The 19,267-nt window shown below is 31.9% G+C and carries 18 protein-coding genes; 4 read left to right on the top strand and 14 right to left on the bottom strand.

Translation table 11 applies throughout. The features are described 5' to 3' along the window. Positions 1–3 precede the first annotated feature (3 nt). Positions 4–1,410: a mannosyltransferase gene (locus N4A42_RS08335; RefSeq protein WP_294072675.1), complete on the top strand. Its 1,407-nt coding sequence runs from the start codon at positions 4–6 to the stop codon at positions 1,408–1,410. On the opposite strand, the gene N4A42_RS08340 is transcribed toward N4A42_RS08335, so the two are convergent. From N4A42_RS08340 to N4A42_RS08355, 4 genes are read right to left on the bottom strand one after another with little or no spacing between them, the layout of a single operon-like run. Further along, positions 1,407–1,712 (bottom strand): hypothetical protein, encoded by a 306-nt coding sequence (locus tag N4A42_RS08340; RefSeq protein ID WP_294072756.1) that lies wholly within the window; start codon positions 1,710–1,712, stop codon positions 1,407–1,409. The two genes, N4A42_RS08335 and N4A42_RS08340, sit on opposite strands and share 4 nt — an antisense overlap. Positions 1,713–1,727: 15 nt before the next feature. Further along, entirely contained in the window at positions 1,728–2,702 is a 975-nt protein-coding gene (locus N4A42_RS08345; protein WP_294072678.1) for a deoxyhypusine synthase family protein, read from the bottom strand. After that, positions 2,695–3,564 (bottom strand): agmatinase, encoded by an 870-nt coding sequence (gene speB / locus N4A42_RS08350; protein ID WP_294072681.1) that lies wholly within the window; start codon positions 3,562–3,564, stop codon positions 2,695–2,697. Before speB ends, N4A42_RS08345 begins: the two co-directional genes overlap by 8 nt. Positions 3,565–3,609: 45 nt before the next feature. Continuing rightward, positions 3,610–5,001 carry an arginine decarboxylase gene (locus N4A42_RS08355; protein ID WP_294072684.1) on the bottom strand — a complete coding sequence of 464 codons (1,392 nt, stop codon included), beginning with the start codon at positions 4,999–5,001 and terminating at the stop codon, positions 3,610–3,612. Between the two features lie 633 nt (positions 5,002–5,634). Between N4A42_RS08355 and N4A42_RS08360 the strand changes: the two genes are divergently transcribed. Next, positions 5,635–6,051 carry a carboxypeptidase-like regulatory domain-containing protein gene (locus N4A42_RS08360; protein WP_294072687.1) on the top strand — a complete coding sequence of 139 codons (417 nt, stop codon included), beginning with the start codon at positions 5,635–5,637 and terminating at the stop codon, positions 6,049–6,051. Between the two features lie 10 nt (positions 6,052–6,061). Continuing rightward, positions 6,062–7,081 (top strand): transglutaminase domain-containing protein, encoded by a 1,020-nt coding sequence (locus N4A42_RS08365; RefSeq protein ID WP_294072690.1) that lies wholly within the window; start codon positions 6,062–6,064, stop codon positions 7,079–7,081. On the opposite strand, the gene N4A42_RS08370 is transcribed toward N4A42_RS08365, so the two are convergent. From N4A42_RS08370 to N4A42_RS08400, 7 genes are all read right to left on the bottom strand, one after another. Continuing rightward, complete coding sequence (locus N4A42_RS08370; RefSeq protein ID WP_294072693.1) at positions 7,078–7,881, bottom strand: pseudouridine synthase; 804 nt, start codon at positions 7,879–7,881, stop codon at positions 7,078–7,080. The genes N4A42_RS08365 and N4A42_RS08370 overlap by 4 nt on opposite strands. Before the next feature lie 73 nt (positions 7,882–7,954). Further along, the gene (locus N4A42_RS08375) at positions 7,955–8,902 is read right to left on the bottom strand and encodes a carbon-nitrogen hydrolase family protein (protein WP_294072696.1); all 948 of its coding nucleotides are present in this window, start codon (positions 8,900–8,902) and stop codon (positions 7,955–7,957) included. Beyond that, positions 8,903–9,805 carry a geranylgeranylglycerol-phosphate geranylgeranyltransferase gene (locus tag N4A42_RS08380; RefSeq protein WP_294072699.1) on the bottom strand — a complete coding sequence of 301 codons (903 nt, stop codon included), beginning with the start codon at positions 9,803–9,805 and terminating at the stop codon, positions 8,903–8,905. Positions 9,806–9,848: 43 nt separating this feature from the next. After that, entirely contained in the window at positions 9,849–10,778 is a 930-nt protein-coding gene (locus N4A42_RS08385) for a mevalonate kinase (RefSeq protein ID WP_294072702.1), read from the bottom strand. A 77-nt stretch (positions 10,779–10,855) separates the two neighbouring features. Then, positions 10,856–11,938 (bottom strand): diphosphomevalonate decarboxylase, encoded by a 1,083-nt coding sequence (gene mvaD / locus N4A42_RS08390; protein WP_294072705.1) that lies wholly within the window; start codon positions 11,936–11,938, stop codon positions 10,856–10,858. Between the two features lie 52 nt (positions 11,939–11,990). Next, positions 11,991–12,521 carry a DUF1697 domain-containing protein gene (locus N4A42_RS08395; protein WP_294072708.1) on the bottom strand — a complete coding sequence of 177 codons (531 nt, stop codon included), beginning with the start codon at positions 12,519–12,521 and terminating at the stop codon, positions 11,991–11,993. Next, positions 12,521–13,735 (bottom strand): NAD(P)/FAD-dependent oxidoreductase, encoded by a 1,215-nt coding sequence (locus N4A42_RS08400; protein ID WP_294072711.1) that lies wholly within the window; start codon positions 13,733–13,735, stop codon positions 12,521–12,523. Before N4A42_RS08400 ends, N4A42_RS08395 begins: the two co-directional genes overlap by 1 nt. A 30-nt stretch (positions 13,736–13,765) precedes the next feature. On the opposite strand from N4A42_RS08400, the gene N4A42_RS08405 reads away from it, so the two are divergent. Further along, entirely contained in the window at positions 13,766–14,617 is an 852-nt protein-coding gene (locus N4A42_RS08405) for a hypothetical protein (protein ID WP_294072714.1), read from the top strand. 96 nt (positions 14,618–14,713) lie between these two features. Here the strand turns inward: N4A42_RS08405 and N4A42_RS08410 are convergent, their stop codons facing one another. The 3 genes from N4A42_RS08410 to N4A42_RS08420 all read right to left on the bottom strand — a co-directional run bounded on the left by N4A42_RS08410 (position 14,714) and on the right by N4A42_RS08420 (position 19,208). Continuing rightward, on the bottom strand, positions 14,714–15,544 hold the full coding sequence (locus tag N4A42_RS08410; RefSeq protein ID WP_294072717.1) for a DUF4249 domain-containing protein: 831 nt from the start codon (positions 15,542–15,544) through the stop codon (positions 14,714–14,716). A gap of 4 nt (positions 15,545–15,548) precedes the next feature. Next, positions 15,549–17,918, bottom strand: coding sequence for a TonB-dependent receptor (locus N4A42_RS08415; protein WP_294072720.1), 2,370 nt, complete (start codon positions 17,916–17,918; stop codon positions 15,549–15,551). A gap of 381 nt (positions 17,919–18,299) precedes the next feature. After that, the gene (locus N4A42_RS08420) at positions 18,300–19,208 is read right to left on the bottom strand and encodes a LytTR family transcriptional regulator DNA-binding domain-containing protein (RefSeq protein ID WP_294072723.1); all 909 of its coding nucleotides are present in this window, start codon (positions 19,206–19,208) and stop codon (positions 18,300–18,302) included. Positions 19,209–19,267: the final 59 nt, after the last annotated feature.

The following is a 19,267-nucleotide window of genomic DNA, read 5'->3' on the forward strand; positions in this document are numbered from 1 at the left end:
CCCATGCTAGGACTATCCAACATCCTTAAACACAAAAAAACTACTATAGCGTACATCTTAATCAGTTGCATACTCTATCTATGGTTTGCTTATAATCTTCAGCGTACTGAAGCTTTAAAGCTTATTCTTTTATATGTTGCTTTATTTGTTTGTGCTTCTCAAATTATTAAAACATCTGGTTTTTATTTTAGAATATTGGTAATAGCAGCAATTTTATTTCGATTATTGTTTCTGTTTGCTATTCCTAATTTATCACAAGATTTTTATCGATTTATTTGGGATGGACAAATGCTATTAGAAGGGTTTAACCCTTATTTATATACACCAGACCAAGTAATTCAATGGGGAACCTCAATTCCATTAGCAAATGAATTATACAGTGGCATGGGTTCATTGAGTTCATCTCATTTTACAAATTACCCACCATTAAATCAAATATGTTTTGTACTTGGAAATCTATTTCCAGGAAAAAGCATTTTGAGTTCTGTAATAGGAATGCGACTTATTATTATTGCTGCAGATTTAGGAACTCTTTACTTTGGAAAAAAATTATTAGAGCGTCTAAAACTTCCTTCTAATAGAATATTTTGGTATATCTTAAATCCGTTTATCATTATAGAATTAACTGGCAACCTTCATTTTGAAGGTGTTATGATTTTCTTTTTGGTTTGGAGTTTATACCTATTACATTCTAAAAAATGGAAATCGGCAGCTGTTTTATTAGCCTGCTCCATTTCTATAAAATTGATTCCGTTAATGCTTTTGCCTTTGTTTTTACGATGGTTCACTTCTACTAAGTTCAGCAACCAAAATGATAATATTCTAATACAAGTTAAGGGTGACAAACTTGGAATAACAAAGTTGATTTCTTTTTACAGCATTATTGGTGTGACTCTACTGCTTTTTTTCCTTCCATTTTTCTCAATGAAATTCATAGATAACTATTCTGAAACCGTTGGGCTTTGGTTTGGGAATTTTGAGTTTAATGCCAGTATTTACTATCTCATTAGAGCTATTGGTTATTCTATTACAGGATATAATGAAATTGCTATAATTACTAAGATTCTGCCTGTTGTTTCTGTACTAATTATTTTAGGGTTTTCATTGTTTAAAAAGAATAATTCCATTCCAAAACTAGCCTCTTCTATTCTATTAGTTTTTACGCTTTATTTATTTTTAAGCACAACGGTACACCCTTGGTACATTACAACTTTGGTTATGATTTGTGTTTTCACAAATTATAAATACCCTCTAATATGGAGTTTAATAATAATTGTAAGCTACCTTTCTTATCTTGGTATTGGCACTGCTGATAAATCTGAAAATTTATGGGTAATAGCTCTAGAATACTCTATAGTATTCTCAGCATTTATTTGGGAAGTTATACTAAAAAAAAAGATTAAAATTTAATCTTCCAAATCTTCAGGTGATTGAACTTCACTTTCATTGTCAGCATCAAAATTTTCGTAATCATCTTCATCATAATTCTCCATAGTTGCAGCTAACTTAGTACTTACTTTTACTAAATATTTGGTATCTATTGTAGTTACTTCTACAGCTTCAATCATTTCGTTTTTAACATTTCTAAAAGTAATAATATGGTCATCGTCATAGCCATCTGGATATTTTTCTACCAACATCGCAAGAATTTCAGGTGTTAATTTTTTATAATCTACAATAACGCGTTTTAAGTGTTGGTTTTTTCTGTTCATCATGTTAGGTTGGATTTACATACCTAAAAGGTAAGCGAAAATTAATGGAGCAACAATTGTCGCATCACTTTCTATGATAAATTTAGGTGTATTTATATCTAGTTTTCCCCAAGTTATTTTTTCGTTTGGGACAGCTCCAGAATACGATCCGTAGCTTGTTGTACTGTCGCTAATTTGGCAAAAATAAGACCAAAACGGAGTATCTGTTTGTTCCATATCTTGATATAGCATTGGTACGACACATATCGGAAAATCGCCAGCTATTCCACCACCAATTTGAAAGAAACCAATACCTTTTTCTGAGTTCTCTGTGTACCAATTGGCTAAAAACGTCATGTATTCAATACCAGATTTCATTGTACTTGCTTGTAACTCACCTTTAAGCACGTAACTCGCAAAGATATTACCCATAGTACTATCTTCCCAACCAGGACAAACCATTGGTAAGTTCTTTTCTGCTGCTGCATACATCCAAGAATCTTTTAAGTCGATTTCATAGTATTCCTCTAATACACCAGACAACAATAGCTTATACATATATTCATGTGGCAAGTAGCGCTCGCCTTTGGCTTCAGCATCTTTCCAAATCTTTACAATATGCTCTTGTATACGCCTAAAAGCTTCTTCCTCTGGAATACATGTATCAGTAACTCGATTTAAGCCTTTTTCTAATAAATTCCATTCATCTTGTGGAGTTAAATCGCGATAGTTAGGCACGCGTTTATAATGGCTATGTGCTACTAAATTCATAATATCTTCTTCGAGGTTTGCACCTGTACAAGAGATAATATGTACTTTATCTTGACGAATCATTTCTGCAAAAATCTTACCCAATTCTGCAGTACTCATAGCACCAGCTAAGGACACTAACATCTTAGCGTCATTATTAAGCTGATCTTCGTAAGCTTTTGCAGCATCAACCAAGGCTGCTGCATTAAAGTGCAGATAATACTTCTCTATAAATTGTGTAATATGTCCTTTATTAGTCATCAGCTATATTTTCATTTTTAAATTTATAACTCAACATTTTGTAATACAACTTAGCAGCCAAAAAGTCTGGAGATTTATTGTTTTCATTTGGGCAAAGCTCTACAATATCAAAACCAACCACATTTTTCTCTTCAAAAACCTGTTTTAAAAACTCAAGCGTTTCGTACCACAATAAACCTCCTGGTTCTGGTGTGCCTGTACTTGGCATTATTGATGGATCTAGAGCATCTAAATCGAAAGTAATAAATACATTATCTGTCATTTGGTCAATAGCAGAGTCCATCCAGCTATCATCTACAGCCATCTCGTGAGCAAAGTACGTTTTATCCTCATCCATTACTGTTTTTTCAATAGTATCCATAGAGCGAATACCAACTTGTATTAGATTGGTGTTTTGGCTCGCCTCATACACAGCACAAGCATGGTTGCACTTAGAACCTTCATAACTTTGACGCAAATCTGCATGAGCATCTAATTGAAGTACTGTCAGGTCTTCAAACATTTCATTAAAAGCTCTTATACTGCCTATTGAAATTGAATGCTCTCCACCAAAAAGCGTTACAAATTTGCCCTTTTTAATATATTGTTTTGTTGTTTGATGCACAGCATCTACCATAGTTTCTGGTGATGCATTTTCGGTAATTGCTTCTGCTAGATGAATTCCTTGACGATAAACCTCAGAATCCGTTTCAATATCATACAATTCCATATTTTCTGAAGCGTGTAAAAACGCTTCTGGACCTTTATCTGCACCTTTTTGCCAAGTACTAGTACCATCGTAAGGCACAGGAATTAAAACAACTTTGGATTGTTCTAATTTTGAATATTCGGCTGGAATACCAGCAAAAGTTTTTGTTTTCATATTTATCTTTCCGTGAAAACGGTAATCTTTAAATTGCTACTAATTTTAATATCCTAAAATATTTAGTAAATCTTCACTTTTTTGTTGTTCTGCAAAAACTTTAGTTGTTAAGTTTCCGTTATCATCATGTTGTATTAATACATGTTTTGGAGATGGAATTAAACAATGCTGCAAGCCTCCAAACCCACCAATACTTTCTTGGTATGCACCTGTATTAAAAAAGCCTATATACAATGGTTTGTCTTTGTGATATTTTGGTAAATAGATGGCATTGACGTGTTGTTCACTATTGTAATAATCATCACTATCACAAGTTAATCCACCAAGCAACACACGCTCGTAACCTTCTTGCCAACGGTTAATTGGCAACATTATAAAGCGTTTATTTATAGCCCAAGTATCTGGCAATGTTGTAATAAACGATGAATTAATCATATTCCACTTTTCACGATCGTTTTGCTGTTTTTGGTAAAGCACCTTGTAAATAGCACCACCACTTTCACCAACAGTAAAGCTTCCAAACTCAGTAAAAATATGTGGAACATCTACCTCTTCTTCCTCGCAAACGGTCTTTATTTGGTTTACAATTTCATCTACCATATAGGCATAATCAAAATCGAAAGCCAGCGAGTTTTTAATTGGGAATCCTCCACCAATATTCAAACTATCTAAAGATGGACAAATCTTCTTTAAAGAGGTATACACTTTAAGACATTTTGTGAGCTCATTCCAATAGTAGGCATTATCTCTAATGCCTGTATTGATAAAGAAATGTAACATCTTAAGCTCTACTTGCTCATTATTCTGGATCTGATTTTTATAAAATGGCACAATGTTCTTATAACCAATCCCAAGACGTGATGTATAAAACTCAAACTTTGGCTCTTCTTCAGACGCAATTCTAATACCTACTTTAAACTTACCGTTTATTTCTTCAGAGAGTAAATCTAATTCTTCATAGTTATCTATAATAGGTATACAATTTTGGTGTCCTCCGTTGATTAAATCGGCAATATTATTAATGTACTTTTCACGCTTAAAACCGTTACTAATTACAAAGGTTTTATCTGTAATTTTCCCTTCTTTCTTTAGGCTATTTACAATATCAACATCAAAAGCCGAAGAAGTTTCAATATGTATATTATTCTTTAAACATTCATATAGCACATGCTTAAAGTGCGAACTCTTTGTACAATAGCAATAGCTATATGTTCCTCTATAATTGTGTTTCGAAAAAGCATCTGCGAACCATTCTTTGGCACGCTGAATGTTATTAGAAATTTGTGGTAAATAGGTAAACTTTAGAGGTGTTCCATATTGCTCTATCAGATCCATTAAATTAACATCATGGTATCTTAAAGTCTTACTTTCTAACTTAAATTCTGCTTGCGGAAAATCGAAAGATTGATTAATTAAATCAATATATTTTGTATTCATTTAACCTGATTATTAGTGATGATGATATTTTTTAATAAAATAATTCTCATAATCAAATTTGACATGAGTTTTTGTAACATCCAAAGTTACAAATCACTAAAACAGATAATTGATCGGAAGTTAGCTCTAAAATTCGGCCACCTATCTTATAAGCTGCTTTTGAATATGACTTCCTAATTTTCAAAAGCCCGAACGTAAAAACAATTTTCAATGTGTTCAGCTAAATTTAGAACCTATTATGTTGATGATTCTAAATTTCAAGACAAATGTAGACTATTTTTTAATACGCAAAGCTTTTTTATGATTTTTTTGAAACCACCTCCACTAAACCAATAAACAACTAACTAACAGATATTTACAATTAATTCAAAACATAAATAATTTTAACATTCAAAGACCTATGAACTAGATTAATGTAACTTTTTAAGCTAAAAATAAAAATTGTAGTCCTATTCGGCTTAATTCTAGTTTTAAAAGAAAAAAGCTATCATATAGCAATCAACTTAGTTAATCCCAACTAAATTTCCCTCAACGCAATGCCTACTTTACTCAACCAAAGGCATTAATAACTCAAACCTATTTTATATCTTTAACCAAAGTCTATAACTTAGTGGTAAATAAAACTTAGAAAATATGAAAACACAAACTTTAACACAGACAAAAAAAAACACAACTTTTGGTTTTGTAATGATTTTAATAATCGCCTTATTTTCGTTTAACACATCTTTTAGCCAAGCTACTGAGGCTGCGCAAGAACGCACTATAAAAGGCATAGTATCTAACGAAGATGGTCCTTTACCAGGAGCAAACATTACTCTAGATGGTACCAGAATTGGAGCTATTACTAATGACAATGGTGAATTTACTTTTCCTAAAAAACTAAAAACAGGTGATGTCTTGGTATTTAGCTACCTTGGTTATGAAACTCAAAAAGTCAGCATTAAAGCCAATACTAGTTTTATAAAACTAGAGCTTACACCAGATATGGTAGAAATGATTGGAGATTTAGACACTAACAAGCCTTATAAATCTAAGCGTAAAAAAAATTAATTAACAAGCTTTGCAAAAATCTTTACAACTCCTACTGTTTTTTGTATTTACAGGTTATATAAATGCTCAGATTTCTGATTTTAACCACATAGATTTTAAAAAAGCAGATAGTATTGCACTGTCTTTAAAAGAGGAAAATCTATCAAATCTACCACAACTTGCTTACAAATTAACCGCTAACCTTAATACAGATATAGAACGTTTTAGAGCCATATATAGATGGGTTTGTGATAACATTGCTAACGATTATGGCCTGTATATTAAAAATAATCGTAAACGACAACGTTTTAAAGAAGATAGTATAAAGCTAAATGCATGGAATACTAAATTTAGACTAAAGCTATTTAACACCCTTTTAAATAAAAAACGTACCATTTGTACTGGTTATGCTTATTTGGTAAAAACCTTAGCAAATTTTGCTCATCTTGAATGTGAGATTGTACAAGGCTATGGTCGTGTAAGTACTACAAATATTGAGACTTTAGATTTACCTAACCATTCTTGGAATGTTATAAGGTTAAACAAAAAATGGTATCTGTGTGATCCTACTTGGGCAAGTGGTATTCCAAACCCAAAAACCAACAAATTCAACTTTAATTATAACGATGGTTTCTTTTTAACAAACCCAGAGTTATTTGCTGTAAATCATTTTCCTATTGAGAGCAAATGGTGGCTTTTAGAAGATAATATTCCGTCTTTCAGTAATTTTTTAAAAGCTCCTGTTATTTATGGAAATGCTTATAAAAATCTTGAGTTGCATTATGCTCCTCAGCAAATGCATCATAACATTAAAAAACATGAAAAGGTGGCTTTTAAATATGAACTTAAAGACACACTAAACATTAAAGATGTACAACTTTTTTTTGATAATGGATTTAATACATGGAAAGATAAACCAACTTCAATCTCTTTAAAAAACAAATCACTAGAACTTGAACATCAGTTTAACCAAACAGGATTTTACGATGTTCACCTTTATTTAGGTGAGGACTTAATTTCTACGTATACAGTTGAAGTAAAAAACAACTAAAGCATCTTTAAAGTATTAACCTCTTGCTCGGTTAAATGTTTCCAATGTCCTCGTGGAATATCTTTCTTTGTTAAATGGCCAATTGCAACACAATCTATCTTTACTAAATCGTATTTAAGTGTCTCAAAAATAGTTCTTAAAATAGAATTCCCAGTATTCTTTATTTTAATACCTATGGTGTTTTTAGACTCACCTTCAACATAACTCACTTCTTCTACAGTAATTAATTTTCCGTCTACTTTGAAGCCTTCCTGAATTTTTTTAAGATCTTCGAACTTTAAATTCTTATCTAATTCTACTTGAAACAATCGTGCTACTCCATTTTTAGAATTAGTAAATTTCTGCACAATTTTATCATCGTTTGTAAAGAGTAACAAACCTAAAGAATTTCTTCCAAGGCGACCAATAGGCTTTATATTGGCACTGGTAGCATTAGCTACTAAATCCATCACTGTTCTTCCTTTACCTTCTGCTGTAGTAGTTGCAAAACCCTTTGGTTTGTTTAATAAAACATACACTTTAGCTTCTGGCGTAATACGTTGGCCATCAAAACGAACATCATCGGTACGCTTTACTCTATAACCCATTTCTGTAACTACTTTTCCATTTACAGTTACAAGACCAATGGCAATATTCTCATCAGCTTCACGACGTGAGCACACACCTGAATTTGCGATGTATTTATTTAAACGAATTTCATCTGGATTTGATGAATTCTTAGATTGAGATTTCTTTTTAACAGGTGCATTGCCTCTTCCTGAAAACTTTCTTTTTCCTTTGCTACCTTGATTTTTGCTCATGTTTTATTTTTTTAATCCTAAGCTAAAGCTTCGATAAATTTTGATGCAAAGGTATAACAATAGTTAAAATAAACTATTTAATTTCAACTGTTGTTTGTCGTTCTGTATTGACTGTGAGTTTTGTAACATCTGGCCTAGAATAATGACCTACTGGGTCAAAATTTTGACGCTCCTCTAACACACGACTAAAATCTATAGTTTGAATTATTAAACCTTCTTTATGTAAAACAGGTTCAACAACCCATTCACCATCAGGTCCTGCAATACAACTTCCGCCATTAGCCAAAGTATCTGGCGCATTTTTAAGAATTTTATCTAAATGTGGTGTGTCTTTAGGAAAATCATGTTTAGTCATTAAACTTGATACTGAAACCACAAAAGACCTAGATTCTCTAGCAATAAAACGTGTAATATCTTTAGTATTGTGATCGCTACCAGGCCAAACAGCAATGTGTAAATTTTCTCCTTGACCATATAAAGCCGTTCTTGGTAATGGCATCCAATTTTCCCAACAATTTAGGCCACCAATAGTAAACGCTTTTAGTGAATGAACCTGTAACCCGTTACCATCTCCTGGTGCCCAAGTTAAACGCTCATCATAAGTAGGCTGTAATTTTCTATGTGAAGATTTTATCTCTCCTTTTTCGTTAATATAAACTAAAGATGCATAGATACTATGACCTCCTCTATCTAATGGACGCTCTATAACACCTAAATAAACTGCTATTTCATTATTCTTTGCTAATTGACATACAGCATCTAAATCCCCTTTTTCTATACAAATAGAATTGCTAACATAATGCGCATGTAATGCTTTATTAACTTCTGTATTCCATTCTGCACCTCCAGTTAATGCTAACCAAAATGGATAACCTGGAAGTAATGCTTCGCCAAAAACTATAAGTTCGCAATTATTATTTGAAGCTTCTTTAATAGAGTTTTCTATCTTTTTTAAAGTTGCTATTTTATCTAACCATACTGGCGAAATTTGCGCCATAGCTATCTTTAAGGAAGTATTCATTTATATACGATTTAAAACAACTGATATGTCAATTAATAAAATAGAAATAACACCAGATACAATAATAAATTTCAAAATATTATGAAGCATTAAATAATGCGGTTTTCTATTTGATTTCCATAGTATAAGTAGAAAAAGCATGAGTAACATTACACTTAAATAAAAGAAATAATACATATACCCTATTTTAAAAAATAAGATAAGTACTATACCAGATATTATTGTTAACACGCTTAGTACTGTAAGCATTTGCTTAGACGTTTTTTCACCATAAACCACAGGAACAGTCTTATAATCTAATGCTAAATCTCCTCTTATATTTTCTAAGTCTTTGGTTAATTCTCGCATAGAAATCAATAAGAACAAGAAAATAGCATGAGCAAAAATGACCAACTCAAAATTCTTATAATAAATAAAAATGGCAAAAAAAGGGGTTACTGTTAATATAGCAGAAATTAAGTTCCCTGTCATTGGTTGCTTTTTAAATCGATGCGAGTATAACCAAATTGCAAAAATATAAAGTGCAAAAAACAATACTGCCTTAAAAGACACATAGCTAGCAAATACAACTGCTAAAAAATTGAGCACAAAGTAAAATGATAACTTAGTATTTTGACTCACTAAACGATCTAACATTGTTTTTCTTGGTCTATTAATTAGATCTTTTTCTGAATCATAAAAATTATTAATAATATAACCTGCTGCTATTGTTGCTGAAGATGACAACACCAACATTAAAAGATTAACATCAAAAAGCACTGACCTTAATGGTTTGTCTGGTGCAAAAATGTAAATAGAAGCTAAGTATTGAGCAATTACTACAACGAGTATATTGTAGCCTCGTACGACAGAAAAGAGGCTGAAAAATTTAAGTAGTATATGTTTCTGCCGTCTTGAAAGCATATATAATTTTGTGAGATCCTAAAAACACACTTAGGGTGACATATCAAAAATTGTAAACAACTTCTAATTTTTGCCCTTTTAATGCCACTTTAGCTCTTTCAATATCTTCAGTAAAGCCTAATATATAGCCTCCACCACCAGAACCACAAAGTTTAAGGTAATAATCGTTAGTTTCAATACCGTTTTTCCAAAGCTCATGAAACTGCTTTGGTATCATAGGTTTAAAGTTGTTTAACACCACTTTAGATAATTGCTTAGTGTTTCTAAACAACGATTTTATATCACCTTTTAAGAAATCATCTACACAAGCATCTGTGTGTTTAATAAATTGTTCTTTAAGCATACTTCTAAACCCTTCACTCTTCATATTTTCCATAAAGATGCTTACCATTGGTGCTGTTTCACCCACAATACCACTATCTAGTAAAAATACAGCGCCTTTTCCTTCTGAGCTTTGTGAAGGAATTCCTGTAGCCTCAATATTATCTTTAGACTTTATTAAAATAGGAAGACTTAAATAACTATTTAAAGGATCTAAACCTGAAGATTTACCGTGAAAAAACGATTCCATTGCCGAGAAAATTGCTTTAAGCTTTAAAAGTTTTTCTCGAGTTAAATTTTCTAAAACCGTTATCTTATCTGAAGCGTACTTATCATAGATTGCTGCCACCAAAGCTCCACTACTACCAACGCCATAGCCTTGGGGAATTGAAGAATCAAAGTACATACCAGCTTCAACATCTGATTTTAGTTTATCAACATCAAAAGATGCTAAATCTTTATCTATGTTTTCTAAATAAGAGGCAAACTGTATTAAGCTCTCATTAGATTTAATAGCTTCTTCCGAAGGATTTTCATCTACTTTTAATGCTCCATTATAAAAGTTATATGGTATAGATAATCCTTTAGAATCTTTGATAATTCCATATTCACCAAAGAGTAAGATTTTAGAGTAAAAAAGGGGTCCTTTCATTGCGATTTAAACAATTTATTACAACAAATATACGTATTTTAATCCTATATGGTTTGCAATCAATATTTAACGTTGTATTAAATTTCTATTAATTGCGCACCTTTACCTACATAATCTGTAATAAAATGCTCGTTTTGGCAATACGTTGCTAAATCATTTTTTATGAATTGTAGGATATTGTCTTTTTCGTTTTCTGGGTATAACACATGTACATTTGCACCTGCATCTAAAGTAAAGCATACTTTAGAATTGGTTTCATTTCTATACTGCCAAATTCTATTTATAATACTGAGTGTATTGGGTTTCATAAGTATAAAATAAGGCATGCTAGTCATCATCATTGCATGAAGCGTTAACGCTTCACTTTCAACAATTTTTATAAATGCATCTAAATCACCTAAAGCTAAAATAGTTTTAAGCTTTGCTAAATTATTATGTGCTTGAGAAAAACGCTCTTTAGCAAAAGGGTGACCAAACATTAGCTTATGACCAACTGTACTACTCACTTGTTTTTCACCTTTATCTACTAAGAGAATAGTGTCTTGATAATTTTTAAAATTAGCATGAACATCATCATCAAACTTTATTCCATATAAATCTGAACTTTCTGTACTCTCATTTTGTCCCCAAACCACTAATTCTCCTTCTATACTTCTACAAGCACTTCCTGAACCTAATCTTGCTAAAAACGAAGCTTTTTTATTAAAGTATAAATTAGTCATTTCGGTTAAACTCAGTGACCGTTCTAAACTCATTAAACAAAGAGCCAACGCACTCATACCAGAAGCAGAAGATGCAATACCAGAACTATGCGGAAACGTATTAGATGTTTCTATTTTAAAATGATAATCTCTCAGAAATGGCATATAGCTTTCTATACGCTCAAAAAAAGTTTGAATTTTCGGCTTAAAAGCTTCATTTTTTTCACCTTCAAAATACACATCAAAACTAAAATCTTTATTAGCTTTTTTAGTATAAGTGACTTCTGTAATTGTTTTACAATTAGATAATGTAAAACTAATAGAAGGGTTTTCTGGAATTTGATGTTCTCTTTTTCCCCAATATTTTATTAAGGCTATATTACTTGGCGAAGACCATTTTACTTTGCCTTTTTCAATATTTGAATTATAAGATTCAAGAATAAAATCTTGTGCTGTCATATACATGTTTTTCTAATGCAAAAATAACTAAAATCAATAGTTAGATTTAGTTTTATAAAGACATTGCTAATAATTTTACCATGGTTTTATAGTTTCTAGAAGTAGCATTGATTTTCAATTTCCTTTCAAAAAAATTTAAACTGAATTTTGCATTACCATAACCTTTGCCACAATAAAAATAAATAGCGTCATTAACTATAGCATACTCTTCATTTTCGTAAATTTTATTGCTTGCTTCTTTTACCAAATCTTTATCTGGTACTTCTGAAAGAATAGCAAAATAGCTATTAGTTTTTTTCTCTTCAGGAAAAGGGCAATCATCAAAAATAGTTTTTAGTTGTGCTCTGGTTCTTACCAATACAGAAACTTCAAAGCCAAAATGATCGATCATCGCCATTTGGATTTGATTTTCTATATTTAAAATATTTGTATTATTAGTTTGAAAAATAACATTACCAGTCTGAATATAGGTTCTCACATTCTCTAAACCCAATTTAGACAACAGCAGTCTAAGCTCTGCCATGGGCACTTTCTTATGTCCGCCAACATTAATCCCTCTTAATAATGCAATAAATGTATTCATTATTTAGTAATTGATTTTGCCACAATATAAGCTCCTGTCCACGCATTCTGAAAATTAAAACCTCCTGTTACCGCATCTACATTAATGACTTCTCCTGCAAAAAACAGATTTGGGATTATTTTACTTTCAAAGGTTTTAAAGTTAATCTCTTTTAAATCTACACCTCCAGCTGTAACAAATTCTTCTTTAAACGTGCTTTTTCCTGTTACTTTAAAAACAGCTCTTGTTAGTTGACTTGACAAGGCCTCAATTTGAACTTTATTGACATCTGCCCAACGTGTGCTTTCGTTAATATTTGAAGCTAAAACCAATTGCCTCCAAAGACGTTTTGGCAAATCGAATTGCGTATAATTAACTACTTGTTTTTTAGATAATTCTTGCTTTAAATCTTTAAGCGTTGCTTTACACGATTCTATTTCCTGTTTGATGAAATTAACTTCTATGTCAAATTGATAGTTTAGCTTCGCTAGTTCCACAGCTCCAAATGCTGATAGTTTTAAAATGGCTGGAGCGCTCATACCTACATGAGTCACCAACAATGGCCCTTCTGAAATCAAATCTGTTCCCACGACTTTAATTTCTACATCTTTTGCGACTACTCCTGGTATATTTTTAATGCGTTTATCTTTGATATCAAAAGTAAATAGTGATGGTACTGGTGGTATAATAGTGTGTCCTAAATCTTTAAGCAAACTCCATACTTTCGGATTGCTTCCTGTAGCAACTACAAGTTGTTTGCATCTTAAAGTGTCTTGAGATGTTTTAATTAAAAAATCACCTCCCCTAATATCTATTGATTGCACAGAATGATTATAAAGCATTTCGACATTATGCTTTTTGGCCTCGTATAAAAAGCAATCGATAATAGTTTGAGAAGAATTGGAAACTGGAAACATTCTGCCATCCTCCTCAATTTTAAGTTCAACACCTCTTTTTTCAAACCATTCAATCGTATCTCCAGTCATAAAAGTGTGAAAAGGACCCAACAATTCTTTTTCGCCACGTGGATAATTCTTCACTAATTCCGAAGGCATAAATTCTGCATGTGTTACATTACATCGTCCACCACCAGAAACCTTTACTTTTTGCAAGCCTTGCTTACCACGTTCTAAAATTGCAACAGATAATTCTGGGTGCTGTTCGGCTATATTAATGGCTGCAAAAAAACCAGCAGCTCCTCCTCCAATAATTATAATATCTTTACGCTTATTCAAAAGTTTATGTTTAGAAAATCTAAAATTACAATGTTAAAGCCCAAAAGACTAATATTTCTTTTACTTCTTGTTGTAAGTTGCGAAACCGGAAACCTAACCACTTTAATCGATTTACCTTTAAGTCTTAGCGAAGTTTCTGGTATTGCTATAGATAGACCAAACAATGTTATTTGGATGGTTAATGATAGTGGCAACAAACCTATTCTTTATGGATTAGATGCTTCTGGTGACATAGCGCAAGCCATAAAAATAAAAGCAAAAAACAGAGATTGGGAAGATTTAACTATGGATCCTAGAGGCAACTTATACATTGGTGACTTTGGTAATAATGGTAATGACAGAAAAAACCTTTCTATACTAAAAATTGCTGCGGATTCTTTAAAAATGGAACCCAAGTCTATTGTACCAGAAGTGATTCGTTTTAAATATCCTGAGCAAAAGAAATTCCCTCCCAAAAAGAATAAACGTCATTTTGATTGTGAAGCGTTTTTCTACCATAACGATAGTTTATATCTTTTTACCAAAAGCCGTTCTTCAAAAGAAAAAGGAAAAACTAACCTTTATAGCTTACCAGCTAAAAAAGGAAAATATAAAGCTAAACTTATAAGCTCATTAAATACTTGTGATGAATCTAAATGCTGGGTAACATCTGCTGATATTAATGCAAAAGGCGATAAAATGGCTATTTTAACAGAAAACTCTGTTTTTGTTTTTTCTAATTTAGATACAAAAAATTTCCTTCAATCTGAAGCTAAACGTTATACTTTCTCTTATAATTCTCAAAAAGAAAGTGTGGTATTTAAAAATGATAGCACACTCTATATTGCCGATGAATATTTAGGAGTTGATGGCGGCAATTTATATGAATTTAACATCGATTAATAGTCCTTATCAATTGTGGTTACTAGGCTGCCAACTTTTTCAATTTAGCTGACAACCTGTAACACTTTTTAATTCTTAAAACTGAAAAACACTATTTTACTGAATGGTATAAGTAGTTCTTACGACTTCACTTAATCTAAAATACCCAAGCACTTCCTCGTCTGCATTATTAGGGTTTATACAGTTTCCTTTTAGCTGCACTGGTGTCGTCTGAAAAGGACCACCTCCATCACTTTCAGACTGTTCAATTAATATATCTATGTAATTATAATACTGCTCAGAGATACCATAAACACTAATATCTACTGTTGCACCTTCAACTAAATCTTCATTATCAAACTCAATAAAGTTTTCGTTACCATCTGTAAATTGATCGCTTAAGGCTTCTAATGTAAGTAATGTATTTACCGAAGAATTAAATTCACCTAAATAAAAATTATCTATACCAATAGGATCATCAAAAAATACTTTAATCTGAATTTCATCATCATCAAAACCTCCCTCAACCGTTTGCTCTATGTCATTAATATCTGTAACTGGCGTTAAAGTTTCTGTAGCAACATAGGTTTCATTATTATACAATATTTCTAAAGTATACGTTTTATCTATTTCAGGTTGAAAAGTATTGGTGATATAATCACCATTATTTTGATCTTCAAAAACAAATTGCATTCCATCATCTACTTTAGTTACTATTACGGATGCACCTGTTACTGGAACATCTGGATTGCTGTCAAAAAAGGCAGTAGATTGACTTAGTTTAATGGTCTGTGTTTGTCCCGAAGTGCCTTTTTCCCAATTAATGGAAGCCTCCACCACTAATCTGGATCCACCATTCGGGACATCCACATCCACCGTGTCAGTACACGAGCTAAATAAACCAATCACTATTAAAACTAAGGCTATATTTTTATATCTATTTTTCATTATTCTAAAATTTAAAATTATAAGACACTGAAGGTATTATGCCAAAAATTGCAGTACGTGTAGCTTCATTTACACCTGTATCTGTATTTTGCCCAAAGGTTATAGAAGCTGCATTTTTTCGATTGTAAACATTATATATACTAAACACCCATTCACCTTTCCAATTGCGGTCTTTATTTTTACGTGGTGTTAGTGTTGCCGAAAGGTCTAGTCTATGATAAGCTGGTAATCTATCTGCATTTCTTTCAGAATATGTAGCTACGGACAATCCGTTATACTGAAATTGTCCATTAGGGTACGTTACAGGTCGCCCTGTTTGAAAGGCAAAATTACCTCCAAAACGCCATTTATCATTTAATTTATAGCTTCCAGTGAATGAAATGTCATGTGTTCTATCATAAGGTGTGCTATACCATTTACCATTATTAATACCTAAACCACCTGCTTCACCTCCTGGTGTGCGTTGCTCTGACTTAGAAAGCGTATAGGCTAACCATCCCGTAAATTTTCCTTTATTTTTACGCAACAACAGCTCTAATCCATAAGCCCTAGATTCACCAACAAGAATTTCGGTTTCTATAGTATTTTGCGCTATAAGATCTGCACCATCTATGTAATCTACTCTATTATCAATGGTTTTGTAATATGCTTCAGCCTCTATAGAAAACATATTGTTTTTGAAATTCCTAAAGTAACCCACAGCAAACTGATCTGCTATTTGTGGCTCTATAAACTTACCGCTTGGTGCCCAAACATCTAAAGGTGTTGCAGAAGTAGTGTTAGAAATTAAATGTAAATATTGCGCCATTCTATTATAACTTGCTTTAACTGAAGATTTTTCGTTAAGCTGATATGATAATGCAAAACGCGGTTCAAAATTTCCAAAATCTGCAATACTTTTTCCACTGCCATACTCGGTTTCTCCTATAGGATTAGCACGCTCATATATATCTAATTGTTCGTTATAGACTACAGGCAAACCATTAGCATAATTATTTAATGTTTGCTTTCCTAATCTATTAAAATAACTATAACGTAGACCATATTGCGCAGTAAGCTTGTCTGATATTTTATGCTCTAATCCTGCATACACACCAGCTTCAAATGCAAATTTATCGTCTAAATTCATAGCATTAATACCAGAACTTTCATTTAACGGATTTAATTGCCCAGGATTAAAATTGTAATATATACCACTAATACCTAAATCGAACTTTAGTTTATCACTAGCGTAATAACCCAAATCGTATTTAACATTATAATTGTTAATATCAGATTTCCAATCAATACCTTCTGCATCAATTTCAAGATTATAATTATAGCGACTGTAGATTAAAGAAAAATTAGAAAACAATTTGTCGTTAAAGATGTGATTCCAACGTAAATTACCTGAAAGATTTCCATAAGAATTGGTGAAGAAATTAGACAAGCTAAAACTATCATTACCAAAATAACCTGAAAGGTATAGCTTATTTTTTTCGTTAAGTTCGTAATTGGTCTTTAGGTTTAAATCATAAAATCCTGCGCGATTGTCATTATTAGCCAGAGCTAAAAATATATTAGCATAAGAAGCACGACCAGATAAAAGAAAAGAGCCTTTATCCTTAAACGTTGGTCCTTCTACTGTAAGTCTACTAGAAATTGCACCTATACCACCAGAAAGTTTAAAATCTTTACTATTTCCGTCTTTTTGACGAATATCTAATACTGATGATGCACGCCCTCCATAGCGTGCTGGTATACCTCCTTTATATAGTTTAATATCCTTAATCGCATCTGTATTAAACACCGAAAAGAAACCAAATAAATGAGATGCATTATAGATAATAGCCTCGTCTAACAATACTAAATTTTGATCCTCAGCACCACCTCTAACATTAAAACCCGAGGCACCTTCACCTGCATTAGTAACACCTGGAAGCATTTGTATAGATTTTATAACATCTACTTCTCCCATAACTGCTGGCATTTGCTTTATTGTTTGGCTAGACAATTTTGCCACACTCATTTGTGGTGTTCTAAGATTTACTTTTTTAGACTCTTCGGCAGTAATAACAACTTCGTCTAACTGCCCAGCATCTTCCTCAAGTTCTGTATTGAACTTAATATTTTTATCTAGCACTATATTTTTCTCAATCGTAGCGTAGCCCATGTATGAAATCACCAAAGTGTAATTTCCTTTTGGTGCAGTGAGTGAGTAAAAACCATATTCATTGGTTGTAGCTCCTATAGTAGTTCCTTTTAATAAAATACTGGCACCTAAAAGGGTTTCGCCATTGGATTGATCTTTTAAAGTTCCGCTTATGGAAAACTTTTCTTGTGCTTGGCTAAAATTAACCAGTACAAGCAATCCTAAAATCAACAGTTTATTCATAAATATTTTTGTTTGGTTCGCCAAATATAACGACGTCTACATGGTCTAATTACAAGCTATTGTTGAGATAGGTGCAGAACGACTTTTTTTGGTGCGAAATGATTTGAGTTTAACATTTTGTTAAAAGACCCACAGATTTTTTAAACCATTAAGAGAAGGGTTACTATGAAACGTCTATAACAAATTGCACAATATTAATACAAGCTTTATGCTTTATGTAATTTCGGTATTTGTGAGTTTAATTTTCTAAAACAAAGAATAGAAACAGATACAAAGTTTACTATTAACTTGAAGTATAAAATGCGAAATTAATTTTTTATTACTAATTCCTAATAACCTAAAATAATAGTAGGATAAACCATAAATCAGCAAATTGTGTTATTAATATCTAGAAAGTTGCAATTTCACATCCTTAAGGTAGGTTTTGGATACAGGAATCTTTATGGTTTGCATTTCGTCTAAAACCACATTAGGCTTTTGATTAATGTTTATTAACTCTTTCACATTTAATAAATTGACAGCATAAGAACGATGACACTTTAAAATGCTAGGAACATCCTTAAAGTCTTGTAACACTTTTGAAAATCTAGCTCTAATTTTTTGCTCTACCAATTGGTGATTGCGCATATATTTTACAGAAATATACTGATTTTGTGATTCTATAACGTAAAGATTATTAATAGATACTGTTAACTTACAATCACCTTTTTCATCAAGTATTTTTACAAGCTCATCATTACCAGATGCAATTTTGTAATGTGTAGTAACAACATCTAAATCGGTTTTAAGCTGTTGCTTATCATTATGTAATTGTTTTAAATGCACGTAAACAGAACTTCCTAAAACAGGATACAAAAGCACAAACGCAAGAGCGAAATATGCCATAATAACATCAAAAACCAATTCATCTAATACGGTGTTTACAGAGTTAAGCTCATCACTACCAAAGATGATTTCTATAATTACACTTAACAAAACAATTAAGGCAATGTCTATTAAAAACCATTTTAAAAAAGCTCTTAAATCATTATTGTTATTGGGAAATCGATTACGCAATACAAACTGACTTGTATATAATACAATAAAAACTAATGTACTAAAAACAACAACGAGCACTAATAGTTCCATATACGTGTGCTCTCCACTTTCTATCTCAGCACTTAGCCCAAAAGGTTGATATAGCAATAAGAATAGCATAAAGAAAACACTGCAACTTATAACATAGAGGCGTTTTTCCTTTTTGCATTGAAAGTGACAAAATGGAAGATCTAAAAATTGTTGAAATTTCATTGATTGTTTAGTTTGCAAGTGCAAACTTTAATAGATCAATTTTAGTATGTGGCAAATCT

This window comes from Winogradskyella sp. (assembly GCF_025210595.1).
Classification (GTDB): Bacteria; Bacteroidota; Bacteroidia; order Flavobacteriales; family Flavobacteriaceae; genus Winogradskyella.

What these genes read in the sequence shown, in the direction of transcription:
- N4A42_RS08360 (WP_294072687.1), top strand. Translation starts at nt 5,635, where the DNA reads ATGAAAACACAAACTTTAACACAGACAAAAAAAAACACAACTTTTGGT.
- N4A42_RS08345 (WP_294072678.1), bottom strand. Translation starts at nt 2,702, where the DNA reads ATGACTAATAAAGGACATATTACACAATTTATAGAGAAGTATTATCTG.
- N4A42_RS08410 (WP_294072717.1), bottom strand. Translation starts at nt 15,544, where the DNA reads ATGAAAAATAGATATAAAAATATAGCCTTAGTTTTAATAGTGATTGGT.
- speB (WP_294072681.1), bottom strand. Translation starts at nt 3,564, where the DNA reads ATGAAAACAAAAACTTTTGCTGGTATTCCAGCCGAATATTCAAAATTA.
- N4A42_RS08395 (WP_294072708.1), bottom strand. Translation starts at nt 12,521, where the DNA reads ATGAATACATTTATTGCATTATTAAGAGGGATTAATGTTGGCGGACAT.
- N4A42_RS08370 (WP_294072693.1), bottom strand. Translation starts at nt 7,881, where the DNA reads ATGAGCAAAAATCAAGGTAGCAAAGGAAAAAGAAAGTTTTCAGGAAGA.
- mvaD (WP_294072705.1), bottom strand. Translation starts at nt 11,938, where the DNA reads ATGACAGCACAAGATTTTATTCTTGAATCTTATAATTCAAATATTGAA.
- N4A42_RS08355 (WP_294072684.1), bottom strand. Translation starts at nt 5,001, where the DNA reads ATGAATACAAAATATATTGATTTAATTAATCAATCTTTCGATTTTCCG.
- N4A42_RS08375 (WP_294072696.1), bottom strand. Translation starts at nt 8,902, where the DNA reads ATGAATACTTCCTTAAAGATAGCTATGGCGCAAATTTCGCCAGTATGG.
- N4A42_RS08420 (WP_294072723.1), bottom strand. Translation starts at nt 19,208, where the DNA reads ATGAAATTTCAACAATTTTTAGATCTTCCATTTTGTCACTTTCAATGC.
- N4A42_RS08340 (WP_294072756.1), bottom strand. Translation starts at nt 1,712, where the DNA reads ATGAACAGAAAAAACCAACACTTAAAACGCGTTATTGTAGATTATAAA.
- N4A42_RS08415 (WP_294072720.1), bottom strand. Translation starts at nt 17,918, where the DNA reads ATGAATAAACTGTTGATTTTAGGATTGCTTGTACTGGTTAATTTTAGC.
- N4A42_RS08385 (WP_294072702.1), bottom strand. Translation starts at nt 10,778, where the DNA reads ATGAAAGGACCCCTTTTTTACTCTAAAATCTTACTCTTTGGTGAATAT.
- N4A42_RS08335 (WP_294072675.1), top strand. Translation starts at nt 4, where the DNA reads ATGCTAGGACTATCCAACATCCTTAAACACAAAAAAACTACTATAGCG.
- N4A42_RS08405 (WP_294072714.1), top strand. Translation starts at nt 13,766, where the DNA reads ATGTTAAAGCCCAAAAGACTAATATTTCTTTTACTTCTTGTTGTAAGT.
- N4A42_RS08380 (WP_294072699.1), bottom strand. Translation starts at nt 9,805, where the DNA reads ATGCTTTCAAGACGGCAGAAACATATACTACTTAAATTTTTCAGCCTC.